Annotated in this window: 19 protein-coding genes; 6 read left to right on the forward strand and 13 right to left on the reverse strand. The window is 67.6% G+C overall.

The window, feature by feature from the left end:
- Positions 1-138: 138 nt before the first annotated feature.
- A complete protein-coding gene (locus ACYQ1Z_RS08670) occupies positions 139-675 on the reverse strand; it encodes a hypothetical protein (RefSeq protein WP_459792109.1) in 537 nt (178 codons plus the stop codon).
- A gap of 157 nt (positions 676-832) precedes the next feature.
- Here ACYQ1Z_RS08670 and ACYQ1Z_RS08675 point away from each other — a divergent pair, with 157 nt between their 5' ends.
- From ACYQ1Z_RS08675 to ACYQ1Z_RS08685, 3 genes are read left to right on the forward strand one after another with little or no spacing between them, the layout of a single operon-like run.
- The gene (locus ACYQ1Z_RS08675) at positions 833-1123 is read left to right on the forward strand and encodes a hypothetical protein (protein ID WP_459792110.1); all 291 of its coding nucleotides are present in this window, start codon (positions 833-835) and stop codon (positions 1121-1123) included.
- Positions 1124-1125: 2 nt separating this feature from the next.
- Positions 1126-1953: a DUF1206 domain-containing protein gene (locus ACYQ1Z_RS08680; RefSeq protein WP_459792111.1), complete on the forward strand. Its 828-nt coding sequence runs from the start codon at positions 1126-1128 to the stop codon at positions 1951-1953.
- A gap of 30 nt (positions 1954-1983) precedes the next feature.
- On the forward strand, positions 1984-3183 hold the full coding sequence (locus ACYQ1Z_RS08685) for an SRPBCC family protein (protein ID WP_459792112.1): 1200 nt from the start codon (positions 1984-1986) through the stop codon (positions 3181-3183).
- Between the two features lie 47 nt (positions 3184-3230).
- On the opposite strand, the gene ACYQ1Z_RS08690 is transcribed toward ACYQ1Z_RS08685, so the two are convergent.
- From ACYQ1Z_RS08690 to ACYQ1Z_RS08720, 7 genes are all read right to left on the reverse strand, one after another.
- On the reverse strand, positions 3231-4697 hold the full coding sequence (locus ACYQ1Z_RS08690; RefSeq protein WP_459792113.1) for an FAD-dependent oxidoreductase: 1467 nt from the start codon (positions 4695-4697) through the stop codon (positions 3231-3233).
- Positions 4698-4728: 31 nt separating this feature from the next.
- A complete protein-coding gene (gene cobA, locus ACYQ1Z_RS08695) occupies positions 4729-5988 on the reverse strand; it encodes a uroporphyrinogen-III C-methyltransferase (protein ID WP_459792114.1) in 1260 nt (419 codons plus the stop codon).
- Positions 5989-6213: 225 nt separating this feature from the next.
- Entirely contained in the window at positions 6214-6609 is a 396-nt protein-coding gene (locus ACYQ1Z_RS08700) for an SRPBCC family protein (protein WP_459792115.1), read from the reverse strand.
- Between the two features lie 210 nt (positions 6610-6819).
- The gene (locus ACYQ1Z_RS08705) at positions 6820-7776 is read right to left on the reverse strand and encodes an ABC transporter permease (protein WP_459792116.1); all 957 of its coding nucleotides are present in this window, start codon (positions 7774-7776) and stop codon (positions 6820-6822) included.
- Entirely contained in the window at positions 7766-8491 is a 726-nt protein-coding gene (locus tag ACYQ1Z_RS08710; protein WP_459792117.1) for an ABC transporter ATP-binding protein, read from the reverse strand. Before ACYQ1Z_RS08710 ends, ACYQ1Z_RS08705 begins: the two co-directional genes overlap by 11 nt.
- A gap of 27 nt (positions 8492-8518) precedes the next feature.
- The gene (locus tag ACYQ1Z_RS08715) at positions 8519-9646 is read right to left on the reverse strand and encodes an ABC transporter substrate-binding protein (protein WP_459792139.1); all 1128 of its coding nucleotides are present in this window, start codon (positions 9644-9646) and stop codon (positions 8519-8521) included.
- 130 nt (positions 9647-9776) lie between these two features.
- Complete coding sequence (locus ACYQ1Z_RS08720) at positions 9777-10943, reverse strand: RtcB family protein (protein WP_459792118.1); 1167 nt, start codon at positions 10941-10943, stop codon at positions 9777-9779.
- An 84-nt stretch (positions 10944-11027) separates the two neighbouring features.
- Here ACYQ1Z_RS08720 and ACYQ1Z_RS08725 point away from each other — a divergent pair, with 84 nt between their 5' ends.
- Complete coding sequence (locus tag ACYQ1Z_RS08725) at positions 11028-11468, forward strand: SRPBCC family protein (RefSeq protein ID WP_459792119.1); 441 nt, start codon at positions 11028-11030, stop codon at positions 11466-11468.
- A 91-nt stretch (positions 11469-11559) separates the two neighbouring features.
- Here the strand turns inward: ACYQ1Z_RS08725 and ACYQ1Z_RS08730 are convergent, their stop codons facing one another.
- Genes ACYQ1Z_RS08730 through ACYQ1Z_RS08750 form a run of 5 tightly spaced genes read right to left on the reverse strand, consistent with a single transcriptional unit; the run spans position 11560 to position 17380 of the window.
- A complete protein-coding gene (locus ACYQ1Z_RS08730; RefSeq protein ID WP_459792120.1) occupies positions 11560-12975 on the reverse strand; it encodes a sulfate adenylyltransferase subunit 1 in 1416 nt (471 codons plus the stop codon).
- Positions 12975-13922: a sulfate adenylyltransferase subunit CysD gene (gene cysD / locus ACYQ1Z_RS08735; protein ID WP_459792121.1), complete on the reverse strand. Its 948-nt coding sequence runs from the start codon at positions 13920-13922 to the stop codon at positions 12975-12977. Before cysD ends, ACYQ1Z_RS08730 begins: the two co-directional genes overlap by 1 nt.
- Positions 13919-14710 carry a phosphoadenylyl-sulfate reductase gene (locus tag ACYQ1Z_RS08740; protein ID WP_459792122.1) on the reverse strand — a complete coding sequence of 264 codons (792 nt, stop codon included), beginning with the start codon at positions 14708-14710 and terminating at the stop codon, positions 13919-13921. The genes cysD and ACYQ1Z_RS08740 overlap by 4 nt, the downstream gene beginning before the upstream one ends.
- The gene (locus ACYQ1Z_RS08745; RefSeq protein WP_459792123.1) at positions 14710-16455 is read right to left on the reverse strand and encodes a nitrite/sulfite reductase; all 1746 of its coding nucleotides are present in this window, start codon (positions 16453-16455) and stop codon (positions 14710-14712) included. The genes ACYQ1Z_RS08740 and ACYQ1Z_RS08745 overlap by 1 nt, the downstream gene beginning before the upstream one ends.
- Before the next feature lie 55 nt (positions 16456-16510).
- Positions 16511-17380, reverse strand: coding sequence for a sirohydrochlorin chelatase (locus ACYQ1Z_RS08750; RefSeq protein WP_459792124.1), 870 nt, complete (start codon positions 17378-17380; stop codon positions 16511-16513).
- A 60-nt stretch (positions 17381-17440) separates the two neighbouring features.
- On the opposite strand from ACYQ1Z_RS08750, the gene ACYQ1Z_RS08755 reads away from it, so the two are divergent.
- Positions 17441-18109: a trimeric intracellular cation channel family protein gene (locus ACYQ1Z_RS08755; protein ID WP_459792125.1), complete on the forward strand. Its 669-nt coding sequence runs from the start codon at positions 17441-17443 to the stop codon at positions 18107-18109.
- A 13-nt stretch (positions 18110-18122) separates the two neighbouring features.
- Entirely contained in the window at positions 18123-18545 is a 423-nt protein-coding gene (locus ACYQ1Z_RS08760; protein WP_459792126.1) for a hypothetical protein, read from the forward strand.
- The last annotated feature ends 36 nt before the right edge of the window (positions 18546-18581 follow it).

Below are 18581 nucleotides of genomic sequence, written 5' to 3' on the forward strand. Positions count from 1 at the left end.
TTTGGGCAGATATGCGGGCTTCCGGGGCCTGGAAGTCGGCATATCTGCCCAAAAACTCCAAGCCAAGGGGATGCACGACGGCGGTCCGGCACTTGGGTGCCGGACCGCCGTCGTGCGTTGCTGCTGATTCCGGAGTGGCTAGGAGCGCAGGCCGGCGAAGACGTTCTTGGGCCGCTGCATCTCGCCGTGCTTTGCACCCAGGATGACCACGAGCCCGGCAAACGCGGGGATGACCCACTGCAGCGTCTTGAGCTGCTGCTGCGCCGCCTTCAGCTCGTCCGACGCGCCGGGGCGCGGCTCGGTGGCACCCTCGGAGCCCTCGTCGGCCAGCTTCTCAACCTTCTTGCCGAGCATTCCCGAGTACAGGGTGACTGCAGCGCCGGCCAGCGTGACGGCGGTCTTGATGGCCGTGTCCCGGGCAACCCCGTCCTGCTTGGCGATGCGTTCCTTGTTCTCCCAGGCGATGGCCAGGTCCGCCACCAGATGGGACGCGAAGGCCGCCGTCTGGATGGGCGCCCATTTCATCCAACCGGCGCTGGAGAGCCTGGTCCGTTCGGAGGGGTCCCGGGCTTCCGCCGCCGCACCATTCAGCCCGATGGCACCCATCAGGGAACCGCCGAACCATGCCGCCGCCGTCAGATCGTGGACTGACCGGGCAATGAGATTTCCTGCCATGATGTGCATTCCTAACGTTGAATTGGTTTCGCCGATGCCGCTGCCGCGGACTTCCCTGCCCATGCCCTTTCGAGGGCCACGGTGCGCTTATGGTAAGCACACTTACTAATGTTACGAAAGCCCGTCTTCCAGCGGCGGAACGCGTAATATCGTGGCCATGGGAATGACAGGGACTTTGTTCGGCTGGGCCTTCGGGGACCCGGCACGGGAAAACGACGGCGGCTACGTGGACGGCCTGCAGCGCGAGGCGCTGGAGAACGCCCGGGAGACGGCCAAAGCCAAGGGCGTGAGCGCCGTGGCCGGTTCGGAGGTTTTCACGGTGCTGAGCGGCGACGATTCCCTGGTGGAGCTGGACAACGCCCCGGGCCGCCTGGTGGTCCGCTGCACGGTGCACGTCGAGGGACCCGGTGCGGAAAAGCTTCGTGCCGAAGGACCGATGAACGGCTGACCGTGTCGGATGGGGAATCCACCCTCAGCCAGGCCGCCAACGCCGTCGAGGAAGCCTCCAACCATAAGGTCCTGGACGTCCTGGCTCGTACCGGGTTCGCGGTTATGGCCGTGCTGCACGTCATCGTGGGGGCCATCGCCGTCGCCATCGCCTTCGGCCAGCCGGGGGACGCGGACGCCACCGGCGCGATCGAGCAGCTGGCAGCCAACCCTTTGGGACCTGCCGTCATGTGGGCCTGCGTAACGGCATGCGGCGGTTTGTCGCTGTGGCAGGCGAGCGAGGCGACACTCCGCATGCGGGGCAGGCCGCGGAAGGAACGCGTTTCGAAACTGATCTCGTCAGGGTTCCTGGCTGTCGCCTACGGCAGTGTGGGCCTCAGTTTCGCGGGCTTCGCGGTGGGCCTGCGCGGTGATTCCGGTGACAGCGCACGCGACTTCAGCGCCTCCCTGATGGCCACCCCGCTGGGCCTGTGGACCCTGGTTGCCGTCGGCCTGGTGATCATCGGCATCGGCGTTTACTTCGTCTACAAAGGCCTGCGGCTCGGGTTCAAGGAGGAACTGTTCCACTTCGACGGAACCCGGCGCGGCCGGTTGATCGACACCCTGGGCGTCGTCGGGCACATCGCCAAGGGCGCCGCGCTGGTCCTCACGGGGCTCCTGTTTGTGGTCGCCGCCGCCAAGCATTCACCGGAGGAGTCCACCGGCCTGGACGGCAGCCTCAAAGCCCTCCGCGACCATCCGTACGGGCCTTACCTGCTGGTGGCCATCGGCGCTGGATTCATCGCCTACGGGATCTTCGCGCTGCTCCGGTCCAGGTTTGGCCGCATGTAGGTCCGGCGGTTTTCGGGGTAGGAAGGAAGCATGAGGCACGCGATGACTGACCAGCCGGCCGACAACGCCCTACCGGCGGCTGCCGAAGTGGCAGGTGGTGCCTTTGCCGGGCTGTTCCGGATCCTGAAGCTTGCCCGGCCGGACCGGCCCATCCATCCGAACGGTTTGGGGCTCACCGGGGAGCTGGCCAGGACCGGCAACCCGTTCGAACCGAGCGGCCTGGACTGGCTTGACACTCCCGGGGTGGACGACGTGGAGGCCCGGTTCTCCCGGTCAGTAGGCCTGCCGCAGGCTTTGCCGGACATCCTGGGGCTCGCGCTCCGGGTTACCCCGGAAGGCGGCGCGCCGGCGCATGTCCTGTTCGCCTCCACGGGCTGGCACCTGCCCTGGCGGTTCCTGCTGCGGCCCCGGCTCGACGTGGACGGCGCCACCTTGACCACCCTGATGCCGTACAAAGGCCGGCACGGGCCGGTGCTGCTGGGCCTGCGGACCGGCAGCCTTCCAGCGGGTTCACTGTCCTCCGGAGAATGGGTCCTCGAGCTCTACTGGGCCCGCCCGGCCGGACGGTGGCGCCCCTGCGGCGAACTCCGGCTCCATGCGGGCGCGCATCCCGGGGACACTCCGCTGCGCTTCAACCCCCTCGAGCACCCCCCGCCCGGCGCCGGCACGTATGCCTGGACCCGCCGGCTGCGGGAGCGCTCCTACCATGCGGCACAGCGGAGGCCGCCCGCCGCCGTCGTCCGCTCTGCCCAGGCCCGCGCCGGCACCCACGAAACAGGAAGGAACAACATGTCCACCGTGTCCAGGCTGTTCAACTCCCCCGCCGCCGATGTCTGGCGGGTACTCTCCGACGGCTGGCTGTATTCCGGCTGGGTGGTGGGGGCCTCCCGGATCCGTGCCGTGGACGACACCTGGCCGCAGGCCGGAGCCCGGCTGCACCACTCCGTCGGCGCGTGGCCGTTCGTGATCAACGACAGTTCACGGGTGACCCTCGCCGAACCGGAGCGCACTTTGGAGCTGGTGGCTCGTGGTTGGCCCATGGGTGAGGCCAAGGTGGTGATCACGCTCGAGGACCGGGGGGACCAGTGCCTGGTGACCATCGCAGAAGACGCCATCCGGGGACCCGGGAAGCTGGTCCCCAAGATCCTGCGCGACGCCACCATCAACGTGCGCAACCGGGAAACGCTCCAGCGGCTGGAACTGATGGCGGCCGGCGGGGCAGGCCGTTAAATCAAGGGATCCCGGAACCAGTGGTCCGGGATCCCTTGATTTTGGTCCTAGACCTGCGCGGCTACACCGTCGCGGGAGATGGCAACCATATCCTCGCGCGGGACCACCTTGATGCGCTCACGCTTGACCTCGACACCATGGGAGCCGCCGGCCTCGGTTGCGGCGGCACCGAGTGCGAGCTCGTGGGCGTCCAGGGCCAGCCAGCCTTCCCAAGTGGTGAACTGGACACCGCGGGCGTCGAGCAGATCGACGACGGCGTCTTCCGCGGGAACCGCAGCGAACGGCAGGTTTTCGCGGTCCTCCAGCAGGTAGGTCACGGTCTCCAGGGCGTCGCCCTTGGTGTGGCCGATGAGGCCGACCGGTCCGCGCTTGATCCAGCCGGTGGCGTAGACGCCCGGCACGTGGCTGCCGGTGGCGTCGAGGACGCGGCCGCCGTCGTTCGGGATGACACCCTTCTTGTGGTCGAACTCGATCTCCGGCAGGGCGGAACCGAAGTAGCCGATGGCGCGGTACACGGCCTGGACCGGGTAGTCCACGAACTCGCCGGTGCCGCGGGCGTTGCCCGTGCCGTCCAGCTCGGTGCGCTCGAACTTAATGCCGGCCACCTTGCCCGGCGTCTCGGCGTCGTCATAAATCTCCACCGGGCTGTGCAGGAAGTGCAGGTGCAGGCGGCGGGAAGCCTTGAGCTCGGACAGGTCCTCGGGCTGCTCGGCAATCCAGTTGGTGAGCGTGCCGACCATGGTCTTGGTCTGGTTGTTGGTCTGGATCTGGCGGTCCGATTCCTCGTCGAACTCGAAGTCCTCCGGGTACAGGATGATGTCCACGTCCTTGGAGTGGGACAGCTCGCGCAGCTCCAGCGGGGTGAACTTCACCTGTGCCGGGCCGCGGCGGCCGAAGACGTGGACGTCCGTGACCGGGGAGGCCTTCAGGCCGGCGTAGACGTTGTCCGGGATCTCGGAGACCAGCAGGTCGTCGGCGTGCTTGGACAGGACGCGGGCGACGTCCAGGGCCACGTTGCCGTTGCCGATGACGGCGATTTCCTTGGCTTCGAGCGGCCATTCACGCGGGACGTCCGGGTGGCCGTCATACCAGGAAACGAAGTCGGCGCCGCCGTAGGAGCCCTCCAGCTCGATGCCGGGGATGTTCAGGTCCGCGTCCTTGATGGCGCCGGTGGCGAAGATGACGGCGTCGTAGTGGGTGCGGAGGTCCTCGATGGTGAGGTCCGTGCCGTAATCAACGTTGCCGAAGAAACGGATGTCGCCGCGGTCCAGGACCTTGTGCAGGGCGTTGACGATGCCCTTGATGCGGGGGTGGTCCGGGGCGACGCCGTAGCGGATCAGGCCGTAGGGTGCCGGGTAGCGGTCAAACAGGTCGATGCTCACCGACAGTTCGCCGCTCTTGACGGCTTCGCTCTTGGTGAGGATGTCCGCGGCGTAGACGCCGGCCGGGCCGGAGCCCACGACGGCGACGCGCAGCGGGCGTTCGGCAGTACCTACGGAGGTGCTTGATGACACGGCTGTGTTCCTTTTGTTCGTTCTGTGTGGGCTAGTTGGTAAGGACTCGGGGCTTGTTCGGGGTGGTGGTGCTGTAGTCAGCGGTTTTGAAGTGCGACGGCGCGAAGGGGCTCACGCGCACCACGTCACCGATGACAATCACTGCGGGATTTGCGACGCCGGCCGCCTCGGCCTGGTCCGCGATGGAACCGAGGGTGCCAATGGTGACGCGCTGGTCCGGCAAATATCCGTTCTCCACGATACCAACCGGGGTGCCAGCGGGCAGGCCGGCTTCGCCCAGCGCGGACGCCGATTCCCGGAGCTGGCCAACCCCCATGAGGAGCACAACTGTGTGGTCGGGGCGGGCCGGGACTTCGGAGAGTTCCTCGTGGCCAGTGACCACGCTGAAGCCCTTGGCCAGGCCGCGGTGGGTGACCGGGATGCCGGCTGCGGCGGGAACCGAGATGGCGGACGTGACGCCGGAGACCACTTCCACTTCAACGCCGTGCCGGCGGCAGTGTTCGGCTTCTTCCCCGCCGCGGCCCAGGACGTACGGGTCTCCGCCCTTGAGCCGGACCACCCGGTGGCCCTTGAGGGCTTCCTCGACGAGGATCCTGTTGATCTCCGCCTGTGGGACGGGGTGGTGGCCGGGGGTCTTGCCGACCTCGATGATGCGGACGTCGGGGGCGAGCTCGTTCAGGAGTTCGCGGGGGCCGAGACGGTCAGCGACGACGACGTCGGCCTGGCCCAGGAGGCGGCGGCCGCGGACGGTGATGAGCCCGGTGTCGCCGGGGCCGCCGCCCACGAGGGCAACGGATCCGACTTTGGCGGGCCGGCGGCGGCGGAGCGGCAGGTCGCCCGTCTCCAGGGCGGTGGCGACGGCGTCACGGACTGCCATGGCGCGGCGCGGGTCTCCCCCGGCGTTGATGGCGATCTTGACGTCGTCCACCTCGGCGACCGCGGGGGTCCAGGCTGCGGAGGCTTCGTGGTCGGAGGCGTTGACGCACCAGATGCGCTGTGCCTCAGCGTCGGCCGATACCTGGGCGTCCACGGCGGAATCGCCGGTGGCCGTTTGGACGAACCAGACGCCGTCGACGTCCTTGGGATCATAGGGGCGCGCTGCCCAGGTGAGCAGGCCAGCGTCGGCCATGTCGCGCAGCGCGGGCGAGGCATCGGGAGCCACGACGGTGACTACTGCACCGGCGTCAAGCAGCCCCTTGGCGCGGCGGGCGGCGACGGGTCCGCCGCCCACCACCAGCACGGGACGGCCAAGCAGCCGCAGCGCCGTGGGGTAAATATCCTGAATTGCCATGAATCAACGGTAGGGCCGCGTCACAATCGCCCACAAAGGCCGAGCAACACCAGTTCACGTAAGGTAACGCTGCGTCACAAAGGATTTCGGCCGCCGTCGTGGGGCACTTTGGCTGGCTTCGAGGCGGGCACTGCACCGTTCTCCGGCCTGTCCGTGTCAAAGTGCCCCGGTTTGGCTCGCGTAGCCGGCGAGGTAGCGTCCGCGGGCCGTGATAAGCCGCTCCAGTTACCGGGCGAGGACCAGCCGCTCGACGGCCCGGCCCAGGATGCCGGATGGCGCCGTGAACTCCACCCGGTCGGTCATGATGCTGCCATTGGGCGTGGCCTGAAACTGGTGGATGTGCCGGAAGGCGTTGAAGGGGCCCCTCACCTGTTCGTCTGTGAAGCTGTGCGGGAAATTGAACTCTGTGACGCGGCTGGTCATGGTGAGTGGAATGCCGAAGTGCCGCGCCCGCCAGGTCACATCCTGCCCCTCCCCGATCAGCCCGCTGGTCACGCCCGCCACTGCACGCTCCTTGGACCGCTGCTGGGACTGCACATGCAGGTCGACGCTGCGGGCCAGGTCGAAGAGCCGTTCCGGCGGCAAGGCGGATTCGGTGCGGCAGACGAAGCTGACGGTCATGCCGCCAGTCTGCCACGTGTGAGGGTACCCGTCATGGTGGGGCACATTGCGGCGGTCCGGGGGCGGACGCCGCCTTTTCCCCCGGCGTGTCCGTGTCGAAGTGCCCCGGTTCGGTACGGGCAGCGCCAGGAAACAACAAAGCCCGACGGCGGGAGGTCGCCGTCGGGCTCTGAAAGTCGCACCGGTGCGGTGCGCTGGGACGGTGCGGGGCTAGCGGGTGCTGCCCGCCAGGAGCCCGCGGCGGCGCAGCAGCCGCTTCTCGACAGGGCCGAAAACCAGCAGCTCGATCAGGATGCCGACGCCCAGGATCAGCAGGATCGCCGACATCACCACGGTCATGTCGGAGAGGACCCGGCCCTGGTCCAGCAACGAGCCCAGGCCGAAGCCGATGGTGCCGCCCACGGCGATGATTTCCGCGGCCATCAGGGACCGCCAGGAGAACGCCCAGCCCTGCTTCAGGCCGCCCAAGTATCCGGGCAGTGCGGCCGGAAGGATCACCTGCAACGCCATCTGCAGGCGGTTGGCGCCCAGGACAGTCCCAACCCGGCGGTACTGCGGCGGGATCTGGTCCACGCCGGAGATGAGCCCGTTGATGATCGACGGGATGGCACCCATGAACACGACGAAGTAGACCGTGGCATCGGTGAGGCCGAACCAGATGATCGCGGCGGGCACCCACGCCACGGACGGCAGGACCTGCAGGCCCGAGATCAGCGGTCCGAAAGCCCGGCGCAGCGGCGCCACCTGTGCAAGCAGCAGCCCCACCGGGGTGGCGATGGCCACCGAAATGAGGAAGCCCACCAGGCCGCGCTGCAGCGAGGTCCACACGGCTTCCTGCAGCTTCCCCTCGTTCCAGAGCACGCCCATCTGGGTGGCGACGTCCAGCGGACCTGGCACCAGGTCGCGGCGCTTTACACCGAGCGACACGTAGAACTGCCAGACCAGCACCAGGACGACCAGGGCAGCGACCGGCAGGAGGATCCGGCTCCATTCGACGCGGTGCTTGCGCTCGGCGTCGGACTGCAGGGAATCAAGCCCGGACTCGAGTTCCCGCAGGTCCTCTTTCCCGGTGGACGTCCGGGTCAAGGCCGCATGCACGTGCTCCCGGCTTCGGACAGGCTCAACCGCCGGCTCGGTTTCGGCGAGCGGTGTGGGATTACTTGGCATGGCGGCGAATCTCCTCACGGAGCCGGGCGGTGATGACCCCGGTCAGCTGGCCGGCAAGCCCGGCGTCGGTACGGTGTTCCTCAGTCACGGCCCACTCCTCGACCACCCTGCCGGGACGGGACGAAAGCAGCAGCACGCGCTGGCCCAGGCGGACGGCCTCGCGGACGTTGTGGGTCACAAAGACGATGGTGCGCCCGGTTTCCCTCCAGATGCGCTCAAGCTCGTCATGCAGCAGGTCGCGGGTGATGGCGTCGAGGGCGGCGAACGGCTCATCCATGAGCAGCAACTGCCGGTCCTGGGCCAGCGAACGGGCCAGCGAGACGCGCTGGCGCATGCCGCCGGACAGCTCGTGCGGGCGCTTGTCCCCCGCAGCGCCGAGGTGAACCAGTTCAAGGAGTTCCTGCGCCTTGGCCCGCCGCTCGGCCTTGCCCACGCCGCGCAGCTTCAGGGCCAGTTCGATGTTTTCCCGGGCGGTCAGCCAGGGGAAGAGCGCCGCGTCCTGGAACATAAAGGCGGCACCGTCGCTGGGTACTTCGAGGGCGCCCGACGACGGCGCCTCCAGTCCCGCGATGATGTTCAGCAGGGTGGACTTGCCGCAGCCGGAGGCACCGAGGAGGGCGACGAACTCGCCCTTCCCGATGTTGGCGTTGACGTCGTCCAGTACCGGGGCGCCGTCGCCGAAGCGCTTCCCCAGGTGTTCCAGTACGACTGGCATGGTGCCGTCCTTTAGGTAGTAGGTGGATCAGTCCTGGCCGAGGCCGGCAGCTGAAATCTTGCTGGTGCCGGCGACCTCGTTGAGCGGCCGGAGGTCGAAGAGACCGTTGATGTCGGCCTGCTTGGTGGTGCCGGCCTCGACGCCGTCCTGCAGCAGCCGCGGGTATCCTCCGGCCAGCGGATCAAGGGTGAAGGTGATGTTGGCCAGTGACCGGGACAGGACGTCCTCGGCCAGGGCGGCGCCCGCGGACTCCTGAAGGGCCGAGTTGATGACGGTGGCTTTCTGGTCCGCTGGGGCTTCGTTCAGCCAGGCCACAGACTTTGCGTGGCCGGCGAGGAGGGCCTTGACGGTCTCGGGGTGGGCTGCGGCGAACTTCTGGTTCACAATCAGGACCGTGGTCGGGAACTCGCCGGGCTTGCCCGTCCCTGTCCCGTCCCAGAGGTCCTTTTCGTCCACCAGCACCTTGGCCCCGGCCTGGAGCACCAGACGGGAAGCCCACGGCTCAGGCAGCCACGCGCCGTCGAGCTTTCCGTCCTGGAAAAGCTTCAGGGACTGGGCATTCTCGGTGGGGTTGATGGCGACGTCGCCGCTGCCGTCCACGTTGGTCTTGTACCCCTGGTCTGCCAGCCAGGCGCGCAGGGCCACGTCCTGGGTGCCGCCGAGCTGCGGGGAGGCGATGGTCTTGCCTTTCAGGTCCGCTGCGGAGTAGATCTCCGGTTTGACCACGAGCTGGGCACCGCCCGCCGCGGCCCCGGCGATGATCCGGACCGATTCACCTGAGCTCTTCACGTACGAGTTGATCGCCGGGTTCGGGCCGATGTACGCGGCATCGATGGCGCCGGCGTTCAGCGCCTCAATGGCCGCAGGTCCGGCGTTGAAAGTCTCAGTGTTCAGCGTGGTGTTTCCGAGCGCTTCGGCGAGGAAGCCTTCCTTGATTCCCACCAGCGCGGGGGCATGCGTGACGTTGCCGAAGTACCCGAGTTTGAGCTCCCCGGCCGGGGCTGGCTCCACGGCCCGGGCCTCGGCGTTGCGGGAAACCGTGGACGCGACGACGGCCCCAACCACGATCAGCAGGACCAGTCCCACGGCGAGGGCGGCCTCAATGGCACGCTTGCGCTTGGGTACCGCGCTTTCGCCTGCCACGATGCGGGTCATCCCGGGCTTGGAACTAGTCATTGTTTCACCATAGGGAGACTCATATTCCCGTTCAATGAAGCCTAAACGGGGGGTCACGCAGGGTCATCTAGCGTCACATTCGGCCACGTGGCCGCCCGGATGTGACGGGTTAATTGCCCTTAACGTTGACCAGCTGCCGCAGCTTGTGCCGTACCGCCACCAGGTCTGAGGCGTCCTGCATCACCTGGTCGATCGGCTTGTACGCGGCGGGGATTTCGTCGATGAAAGCCTCCGACGCGCGGAACTCGATCCCCCGCATGGCCCGCTTCAGCTCCTCCAGGGTGAAGGTCTTCCGGGCCGCGTTCCGGGAGTACTCGCGGCCGGCCCCGTGGGGTGACGAATTGAGCGAGGCCGGGTTGCCGCGGCCCTCCACAACGTAGGACGCCGTCCCCATGGATCCGGGGATGAGTCCCGGGTCGCCCTGCTCGGCTTTGATGGCCCCCTTGCGGGATACCCACACCGGCTTGCCGTAATGCGTTTCCTGCCGGGTGAAGTTGTGGTGGCAGTTGATGCGCTCCCGTTCGTGGACCGGCCCGCCCACCCAGTGCCCGAACTGCGTGCTGACCCTGTCCATCATTTCCTCGCGGTTGAGCAGCGCGAAGTGCTGTGCCCAGCGGAGCTCGGCGATATAGCGGTCAAACTGCGGCGTCCCCTCATCCAGGTAGGCGAGGTCTGGATCAGGAAGGTAGATCTGGTTCTTCCGGGTGACGTGCTGGGCGACGCCGATGTGGTGCTGGGCAATCTTGTTCCCGATGCCCCGCGAGCCCGAGTGCAGGAAGAGCCAGACGGCGTCCGCCTCGTCCGCGCAGATCTCGATGAAGTGGTTTCCCGAGCCGAGGGACCCCAGCTGAAGCTCCCACTGGGCGACGTACTGGGCCGGGTTGAAGCCGGCTTTCGCGGCCAGCCGCTTCAGCTCGGCGATCCGGGGCTCGGCTGTGGAGAGCACCTTCTTGTTGTTGTGCCCGGCGGACAACGGGATAACGCGTTCGATGTCTTCCCGGATCTTCTTCCGGTCCTTGGGCAGGTCCTCCACGGAGTATTGGGTGCGGACGGCGATCATGCCGCAGCCAATATCGACACCGACCGCCGCAGGAATGATCGCCCGGAGCGTGGGAATCACGGAGCCCACGGTGGCGCCCTTGCCCAGGTGGGCGTCCGGCATGAGGGCAAGGTGCGGATAGATGAAGGGCAGGCTCGCCGTCTTCACGGCCTGCTCACGCGTCTGTGGGTCCAGGATGGATGCCCAGTTCAGGAGCTTGGGGCTGATGGTTTCCATGCTTCGCCTCCCGCCGGGTCCGGACTAACGTGGGTTCAAGGCTACTCCCGCAATCACCTGAACCGGCCGCAAGGAGACGCAACCATGGTGAACGTCCAGACCCAGATCCACATCAACAGGCCGCGGGCGGAGGTGGCGGAGTACGCTGCCAATCCGGACAACGCGCCGCAGTGGTACGTGAATATCCACAGTTCCCAGCGGCTGACGGACGGCCCGATCGCCCCGGGGTCCCAGGTGGCCTTCACCGCGAAGTTCCTGGGCCGCGAACTCAGCTACACCTACGAGTTCGTGGAGTATGTCCCCGGCGAGAAGCTGGTCATGCGGACGGCCCAAGGCCCCTTCCCCATGCAGACCACCTACACATGGGCGGACGACGACGGCGGCACGCGCATGACGCTCGGCAACACCGGGAGCCCCTCGGGTTTCTCGCGGCTGGCTGGGCTGGTCATGGCACCGATGATCCGGCGGGAAACCCGTAAGGACCTGCACCGGCTCAAGTCCATCCTCGAGGCGCCCCGTCGCTAAGGCTTCGCCGAAAACGCGAAATCGCTGGAACGCTGCGGGGACGCCGTAGTTTTCCGGCGATTTCGCAGCGTTCCAGCGATTTCGGTGATGGCTAGATGCTGTAGCGCTCGTCCTCGTGGTCGCCCGGGTGGTCCTTGACCAGGCCCGCGGCCAGCGTGTTGCCGTCCAGCGGATCGATCACCAGGAACGCGCCGGTTCGGCGGTGGTGCAGGTAGTTCTCAAGCGGCAGCGGGGCGGCGAGCCGGAGCTGCGCGTGCCCGATGTCGTTCAGTTCCAGGTTGGACGCCGGCTCCAGCTTGAAGGACGCCAGGTCCAGCTTGCCGGAGACGTTGCGGACCAGCGCCTGGACCGTGCGGGTACCGTGCTTGACCAGGACCTTCTGTCCTTCGCGCAGCGGCTTCGGGGACAGCCAGCACAGCGCGGCGTACAGGTCGGCGGAGGCTTCCCGGACGGTGCCGGCGGCGGCGATGGTGTCACCGCGGGCGACGTCGAACTCCTCCGCCAGGCGGATGGCCACGGACTGCGGGGCTGCGGCTTCCTCCAGGGACTTCCCGGCGAAGTCGATGCCCACCACGGTGGTGGTGCGCGGGTCCTGCCCGGGGGTCAGGACGGAAACCTGGTCGCCCACCTTGACCGAACCTTCGGTGATCTGGCCGGCGTAGGCGCGGTAGTCGCGGTAGGCCTCGACGTCCAGGCCGGCGGCCACGGCGTCGGGTGCCAGGGCGCCCTGCGGCCGGATGACCATCTGCACCGGGAAGCGGAAGCTTTCCAGGTGGCTCTCGAGTTCGTCGGCAGCCGGCAGGGTCTCGAGGACCTCCAGCAGCGCCGGACCGGTGTACCAGGGGGTGCGCTCGGAACGCTCCACCACGTTGTCGCCGTCGAGGGCGGAGACGGGGACCACCAGCAGATCGGAAATCCCGTCCGAGCCGAGGCCCAGTTCGCGGCCCACCTGCTGCACGTCGGCTTCAATGTCGCGGAACACCTGTTCGCTGAAGTCCACCAGGTCGATCTTGTTCACGGCCACGATCACGTGGGCGACGCGCAGCAGCTGCAGCACGGACAGGTGCCGGCGGGTCTGCTCCAGCACACCCTTGCGGGCGTCAATGAGGACGACGACGGCATCCGCGGTGGACGCGCCGGTCACCGTGTTCTTGGTGTACTGCACGTGTCCGGGGCAGTCGGCCAGGATGAAGCTGCGGCGGTCGGTGGCGAAGTAGCGATAGGCAACATCGATGGTGATGCCCTGTTCGCGCTCGGCACGCAGGCCGTCGGTCAGCAGGGCGAGGTCGATGCCGCCCTTCTCGCCGCCGAAGCCGCGGTCGGCCGAGGTGCGGGCGACGGCGTCGAGCTGGTCGGCGAGGATCGCCTTGGAATCGTGGAGGAGGCGGCCCACCAAAGTGGACTTGCCGTCGTCGACCGATCCCGCGGTAGCGAACCGGAAGAGGGTGGTGGGCAGGGCTGTTTCCAAGCCACCGGCAGCGCCGGAGAAAACAGTTTCGGTGGTCATTAGAAGTACCCGTCCTTCTTGCGGTCTTCCATGGCTGCCTCGGAGATGCGGTCATCCGCACGGGTGGCGCCACGTTCGGTCAGGGTGGAGGCGGCGACTTCAACCACGACGTCAGCCACGGTGAAGGCGTTGGACTCGACGGCGCCGGTGCAGGACATGTCGCCCACGGTGCGGTAGCGGACGGTCTTGGTGATGACTTCCTCATCGGGGCGCGGCTGGGACACCTCGCCCACTGCGCGCCACATGCCGTCACGGGCGAACACCTCGCGTTCGTGGGCGTAGTACAGGCCGGGCAGCTCGATGTTCTCGCGCTCGATGTAGCGCCAGATGTCCAGCTCGGTCCAGTTGCTGATGGGGAACGCACGGACGTGCTGGCCCAAGGTGTGGCGGCCGTTGTAGAGGTTCCACAGTTCGGGGCGCTGGTTGCGCGGGTCCCACTGGCCGAATTCGTCGCGCAGGCTAAGGATGCGCTCCTTGGCGCGGGCCTTGTCCTCGTCGCGGCGGCCGCCGCCGAAGACGGCGTCGAACTTGTTCTGCTGGATGGCGTCCAGCAGCGGGACGGTCTGCAGCGGGTTGCGGGTGCCGTCGGCACGCTCGGCGAGTTCGCCGCGGTCGATGAACTCCTGGACGGAGCCGACGACGAGCTTCAGGCCCAGCCGCTCCACGGTGCGGTCGCGGAAGTCGATGACCTCGGGGAAGTTGTGTCCGGTGTCCACGTGCAGCACGGGGAACGGAACCTTGCCCGGCCAGAATGCCTTGGTGGCCAGGTGCAGCATCACCACGGAGTCCTTGCCGCCGGAGAACAGCAGCGCGGGCTTCTCGAACTCGGCAACAACCTCGCGGATGATGTGGATGGCCTCGGATTCGAGGGTGTCCAGGCTGCTCAGTCGGGTTGAGACGGCGGAGTCAGTCACCTGGGTGGTCTCCTCGGTTAGTGATGTGCTCATACGTGTAGTCCGCATTCTGTCTTGTTGGTTCCTGCCCAGCGGCCGGCGCGGGGGTCTTCGCCGGGAGCGACCTTGCGGGTGCAGGGCTGGCATCCGATGGAGGGGTAGCCCTGGGACAGGAGCGGGTTGACGGGCAGGAGGTTGTCGTCGGAGTACTGGACCAGCTGGTCGAACGTCCACGCGGCCATCGGGTTGACCTTGACGAGGCCGTTCTTCTCGTCCCAGGTGACCAGCGGGGTGTTGGTGCGGGTGGGGGCCTCGTCGCGGCGCACGCCGGTGAACCACAGCTCGTAGCCGGCGAGGGTGCGCTGCAGCGGGGCCACCTTGCGGAGGGCGCAGCACTGGGCGGCGTCACGGGCGAACAGGTCCTTGCCGAGCAGGCGGTCCTGCTGCTCAACGGTGTTTTCCGGAAGCACGTCCACCACGTTGACGCGGAGGTTTGCGGCGACCTCGTCGCGGGTGGCGTAGGTTTCCGGGAAGTGGTAGCCGGTCTCCAGGAACAGGACGTCGACGCCGGGCATCTGGTCCGCGACCAGCGCCGGGAGGACGGCGTCGGCCATGGAGCATGCGACGGCGACGGCGGGCATCTCGAAGTTCCGCTCCACCCAGGCGATCACGTCGCGGGCGGGGGCGTCCCAGCCGAGCTCGGCGGCGCCGGCCTCGGCAATGGCCTTCAGTTCTTCCTTGGAGCGCAGCTTGGGGGCGGCAGTTGCCACCGTGGCCTCAACCTGTGCGGATGCCTCGGCGGGTGCAGCCACCGGGTCTACTCCGAGTGCGTGCTTGCTCATTACTGCAGTGCCTCCTCGTCTGCTGCGTGGGCCCACTCGGCGAAGGTCTGGCCTTCGGCGCGCTGGGCCACGAACGTGCGGACCACGCGCTCGACGTAGTCGGGCAGGTCGTCGACGTAGACCTTCAGGCCGCGGACGGTGCGGCCCAGGCCTGCTTCCTCGCGGTTGTTGTTAGCCAGCCCGCCGCCCAAGTGGACCTGGAAGCCCGGGGAGGGGTCGCCGTCGGGCGTGGGAAGCATCATGCCCTTCAGGCCGATGTCCGCGGTCTGGATGCGGGCGCAGGAGTTGGGGCAGCCGTTGATGTGCAGCGACAGTGCCTGCGGCAGCTGGCCGGACTCGGCGAGGTCGGCCAGGCGGCGTTCCAGCTCGGCCACGGCGGTGGCGGCCGTGTGCTTGGTCTCCACGATGGCCAGCTTGCAGTACTCGATGCCGGTGCAGGCGATGGTGCCGCGGCGGAACACGGACGGGCGGGCGGACAGGCCCAGGGCGTCCAGTTCGGCCACCAGCGGCTCCACCTGGTCCTTCTCGACGTCCAAAACAACGAGCTTCTGGTGCGGGGTGGTGCGCAGCCGGTAGGAGCCGCGGGCCTCCAGGGTGTCGGCGAGCTTGACCAGCGCGGCGCCGGACAGCCGGCCGGCCACCGGAGTGGCGCCGATGAAGAACTTGCCGTCCTTCTGCTCGTGCACGCCCACGTGGTCACCGGGGGTGGTGGGCTTGGGTGCGGCGGGGCCGTCGGCGAGCTTGTAGCCCAGGTATTCGTCCTCGAGGATCTGGCGGAACTTCTCCGGACCCCAGTCCGCCATCAGGAACTTCAGGCGCGCCTTGGTGCGCATGCGCCGGTAGCCGTAGTCGCGGAAGATGCTGGTGACGCCGAGCCACACGTCGGCGGCCTGCTCAGGCTTGACGAAGGCGCCGAGGCGCTTGCCCAGCATCGGGTTGGTGGACAGGGCGCCGCCGGCCCAGAGGTCGTAGCCGACGCCAAGTTCGGGGTGGCGGACGCCCACCAGGGCGAAGTCGTTGATCTCGTGGACCACGTCCTGGCTGGGGTGGCCGGTGATGGCGGACTTGTACTTGCGCGGCAGGTTGGACAGCAGCGGGTTGCCGATGAACCGCTCCCCCAGTTCCTCAATCAGCGGGGTGGGGTCGATGATCTCGTCCTTGGCGATGCCGGCGACGGGCGAGCCCAGGATGACGCGGGGAACGTCGCCGCAGGCCTCGGTGGTGGACAGGCCAACGCCTTCCAGCCGGTTCCAGATCTCGGGGATGTCCTCAACCCGGATCCAGTGCAGCTGGATGTTCTGGCGGTCGGTGAGGTCGGCGGAGTCCCGGGCGAAGTCCACGGAGATCTGGCCGATGACGCGCAGCTGCTCGGTGGTGAGCGCACCGCCGTCGATCCGTACGCGCAGCATGAAGTACTTGTCCTCGAGCTCGTGCGGCTCGAGGGTTGCGGTCTTGCCGCCGTCGATCCCGGGCTTGCGCTGGGTGTAGAGGCCCCACCAGCGGAACCGGCCGTGCAGGTCCTGGCCGGGGATGGCATCGAAGCCCTCTTTGGCGTAGATGGTCTCGATACGCTCGCGCACGTTGAGGCCGTCGTCTTCCTGCTTCCAGGTTTCGTTGGCGTTCAGCGGCGTTTTGCCGTCAACTTTCCACTGCCCGTGCGGCTTCGCAGCGGGACGGGACGGGCGTGCGGGACGCTTGGTGGCAGCGGAGTCCGCGGACGCTCCGGCTAGAGCTGTATCAGTCATGCATCGACTGTAGGTCCCGCCCGAATTGCGTCACAAAGGGTCCGGAAACGCTAAGTCACCTAGGGAAATATTTCGTCACGAAACGCCGGAGCGCCTTGATCAGGCCACCCTGCTGTGCATCGGCGGGCCGCGCGCCGGCCTCCTCCCCGGTGGCTGCAGGTGGCTCTGCCACGCTAGCTTCGGCGGGCGCTTCGTGAGCCTTCGCGACGGCGGCGTCGTACCGTTCCAGCGCGATCTCGGCGAGCACGGGGGACGGCAGCAGGGGTTCGGTGACGAGGTCGGCACCGGCCTTGGCCAGCTGGTCGTGGAAGTAGCCTGGCGCCAGGAGGTAGGAGGCAATCACGATGCGCCCGCCGACGTCGACGGCCCCTGCGGACTCCCCCGCCCCGGCACCCCCTTCCAGTTCCTCCCGAAGCATCGCGACGGCGTCGGGAACTGAAGGCTCCGCGGAGGCACCATAGGCGGCCACCATCCGGTTGGACCGCAACTCCTGCAGCTGGCCGAGGAGCTCCTCGACGCTCTTGGCCGCGTTCGGGTTGGAGGATCCGGCGGCGGCCAGCACGATCACGTCGTTGTCCGTGACGCCGGCCTCGCGCAGCCGCTGGTCGAGCAGGGCGGCAAGGCGCGGGTCCGGGCCCAGGGGCGCGGCCGCGGCGCTGCCTGGCCGGCTCTTGACGGCCCGGGCGATATCCACCTTCACGTGGTAGCCCACGCTGAGCAGCAGCGGAACAACGACGGCGGACTGCCCCTCGGGCAGGCCGGCCACCACGTCCACCAGATCAGGCTGCTGGACGTCCACGTATGCCTCCCGGACGTCGAGTCCGGGGCGCAGGCCAGCGATGGCTGCACGCAGGGCGTTGACCTCCGCGGCTCCCTGGCTGTTGGACGTCCCGTGGGCGCAGGCGATCATGATGGGGCTGTTCATAGGGGCTAGCGTAACGTTGGAGCCGCCCTGTCCGCCCTTCTTGAATTACCGGGACGCTCCATGACATTCCCTTTTGACATCGCCCTGGTTTGGCTGGACCTGGCCGGTGTCTTTTTCTTTGCGGTCTCGGGATCCCTGCTGGCCGCACGGAAGCAGTTCGACCTCCTGGGCTCGCTCCTCCTGGCCTCGCTGGTGTCCCTGGGCGGCGGCGTGATCAGGGACATCGTCCTCAACACTGTCCCGGCGGCGTTCACGAACCCGGCATACCTGCTGCCGCCGCTGCTGGCCACCGCGCTGGTGTACTTCCTGTTCTCGAGCGTCCAGCGCTACACCTCGTTGCTGGTGCTGTTCGACGCCGGCGGGCTGGGGCTGTTCTCCATCACAGGCACCTTGAAGGCGCTGTCCTTTGGCATGAACCCGCTGGCGGCTGTCCTCCTGGGCGTGGCGACCGCAGTGGGCGGCGGACTCCTGCGCGACATCACCGCCAATGAGGTTCCCCAGCTGTTCAACAACCGGGACCTGTATGCGCTGCCGGCGTTCACCGGTGCCGCCCTGACCTCAGTTCTGTGGGTGACGGGTCTGTTTAATGCGTTCACGGCGTGTGCGGTGGCGGCCATCGTTTTTACGTTCAGGGTGGTGGCGTGGCGGCGGTACTGGTATGTGCCGCTGGCCGTCCGCGGGTGGCACCGGACGGGCTCTCCGCACGGCGAATCGCGGGGTTTCGATTAGCTAGGATATGAGCATGACTGACATGTTCCTCGAGAAATTCCGTGCGCTGGTTCCGAAGTATCTCGAGGATGAATGGCAGGTCGAGGACGGGCTGTCCTCCGAGGAGCTGGACAAGGCCCTTGCCGAACACCAGTTCCAGATTCCGCTGGTCCTGCGCGAGTTCTACCTGGCCGTCGGCGGCTGCGAGGACCTCATGGAGGCCTACCACTACTTCTGGGACCCGGACGAGCTGGAAGTCGACGACGAAGGTTTCCTGATGTTCCTCGAGGATGAGGACGAGGAATACACCTGGGGTTTCCGCGTGGGCGACCTCAGCATCCCGGACCCCATCGTGTACCGCCGCAACAACGCCCGCGGCCAGTGGAAGTCCGAGGAAGGCACGTTCTCCGAGTTCGTCTTCGACATGTTCGAGTGGGCTTTCGAGGACGAGGAGTAGGCTCCCCTTCAGGTTTGCCCCGGCCTTCCGGGGGCA

The sequence above is a fragment of the Arthrobacter sp. AD-310 genome (assembly GCF_054656615.1).

What these genes read in the sequence shown, in the direction of transcription:
- ACYQ1Z_RS08720 (WP_459792118.1), bottom strand. Translation starts at nt 10,943, where the DNA reads ATGGAAACCATCAGCCCCAAGCTCCTGAACTGGGCATCCATCCTGGAC.
- ACYQ1Z_RS08725 (WP_459792119.1), top strand. Translation starts at nt 11,028, where the DNA reads ATGGTGAACGTCCAGACCCAGATCCACATCAACAGGCCGCGGGCGGAG.
- ACYQ1Z_RS08710 (WP_459792117.1), bottom strand. Translation starts at nt 8,491, where the DNA reads ATGCCAGTCGTACTGGAACACCTGGGGAAGCGCTTCGGCGACGGCGCC.
- cobA (WP_459792114.1), bottom strand. Translation starts at nt 5,988, where the DNA reads ATGGCAATTCAGGATATTTACCCCACGGCGCTGCGGCTGCTTGGCCGT.
- ACYQ1Z_RS08700 (WP_459792115.1), bottom strand. Translation starts at nt 6,609, where the DNA reads ATGACCGTCAGCTTCGTCTGCCGCACCGAATCCGCCTTGCCGCCGGAA.
- ACYQ1Z_RS08705 (WP_459792116.1), bottom strand. Translation starts at nt 7,776, where the DNA reads ATGCCAAGTAATCCCACACCGCTCGCCGAAACCGAGCCGGCGGTTGAG.
- ACYQ1Z_RS08740 (WP_459792122.1), bottom strand. Translation starts at nt 14,710, where the DNA reads ATGAGCAAGCACGCACTCGGAGTAGACCCGGTGGCTGCACCCGCCGAG.
- ACYQ1Z_RS08675 (WP_459792110.1), top strand. Translation starts at nt 833, where the DNA reads ATGGGAATGACAGGGACTTTGTTCGGCTGGGCCTTCGGGGACCCGGCA.
- ACYQ1Z_RS08755 (WP_459792125.1), top strand. Translation starts at nt 17,441, where the DNA reads ATGACATTCCCTTTTGACATCGCCCTGGTTTGGCTGGACCTGGCCGGT.
- ACYQ1Z_RS08750 (WP_459792124.1), bottom strand. Translation starts at nt 17,380, where the DNA reads ATGAACAGCCCCATCATGATCGCCTGCGCCCACGGGACGTCCAACAGC.
- ACYQ1Z_RS08670 (WP_459792109.1), bottom strand. Translation starts at nt 675, where the DNA reads ATGGCAGGAAATCTCATTGCCCGGTCAGTCCACGATCTGACGGCGGCG.
- ACYQ1Z_RS08760 (WP_459792126.1), top strand. Translation starts at nt 18,123, where the DNA reads ATGACTGACATGTTCCTCGAGAAATTCCGTGCGCTGGTTCCGAAGTAT.
- ACYQ1Z_RS08745 (WP_459792123.1), bottom strand. Translation starts at nt 16,455, where the DNA reads ATGACTGATACAGCTCTAGCCGGAGCGTCCGCGGACTCCGCTGCCACC.
- ACYQ1Z_RS08685 (WP_459792112.1), top strand. Translation starts at nt 1,984, where the DNA reads ATGAGGCACGCGATGACTGACCAGCCGGCCGACAACGCCCTACCGGCG.
- ACYQ1Z_RS08715 (WP_459792139.1), bottom strand. Translation starts at nt 9,646, where the DNA reads ATGACCCGCATCGTGGCAGGCGAAAGCGCGGTACCCAAGCGCAAGCGT.
- ACYQ1Z_RS08730 (WP_459792120.1), bottom strand. Translation starts at nt 12,975, where the DNA reads ATGACCACCGAAACTGTTTTCTCCGGCGCTGCCGGTGGCTTGGAAACA.
- cysD (WP_459792121.1), bottom strand. Translation starts at nt 13,922, where the DNA reads ATGAGCACATCACTAACCGAGGAGACCACCCAGGTGACTGACTCCGCC.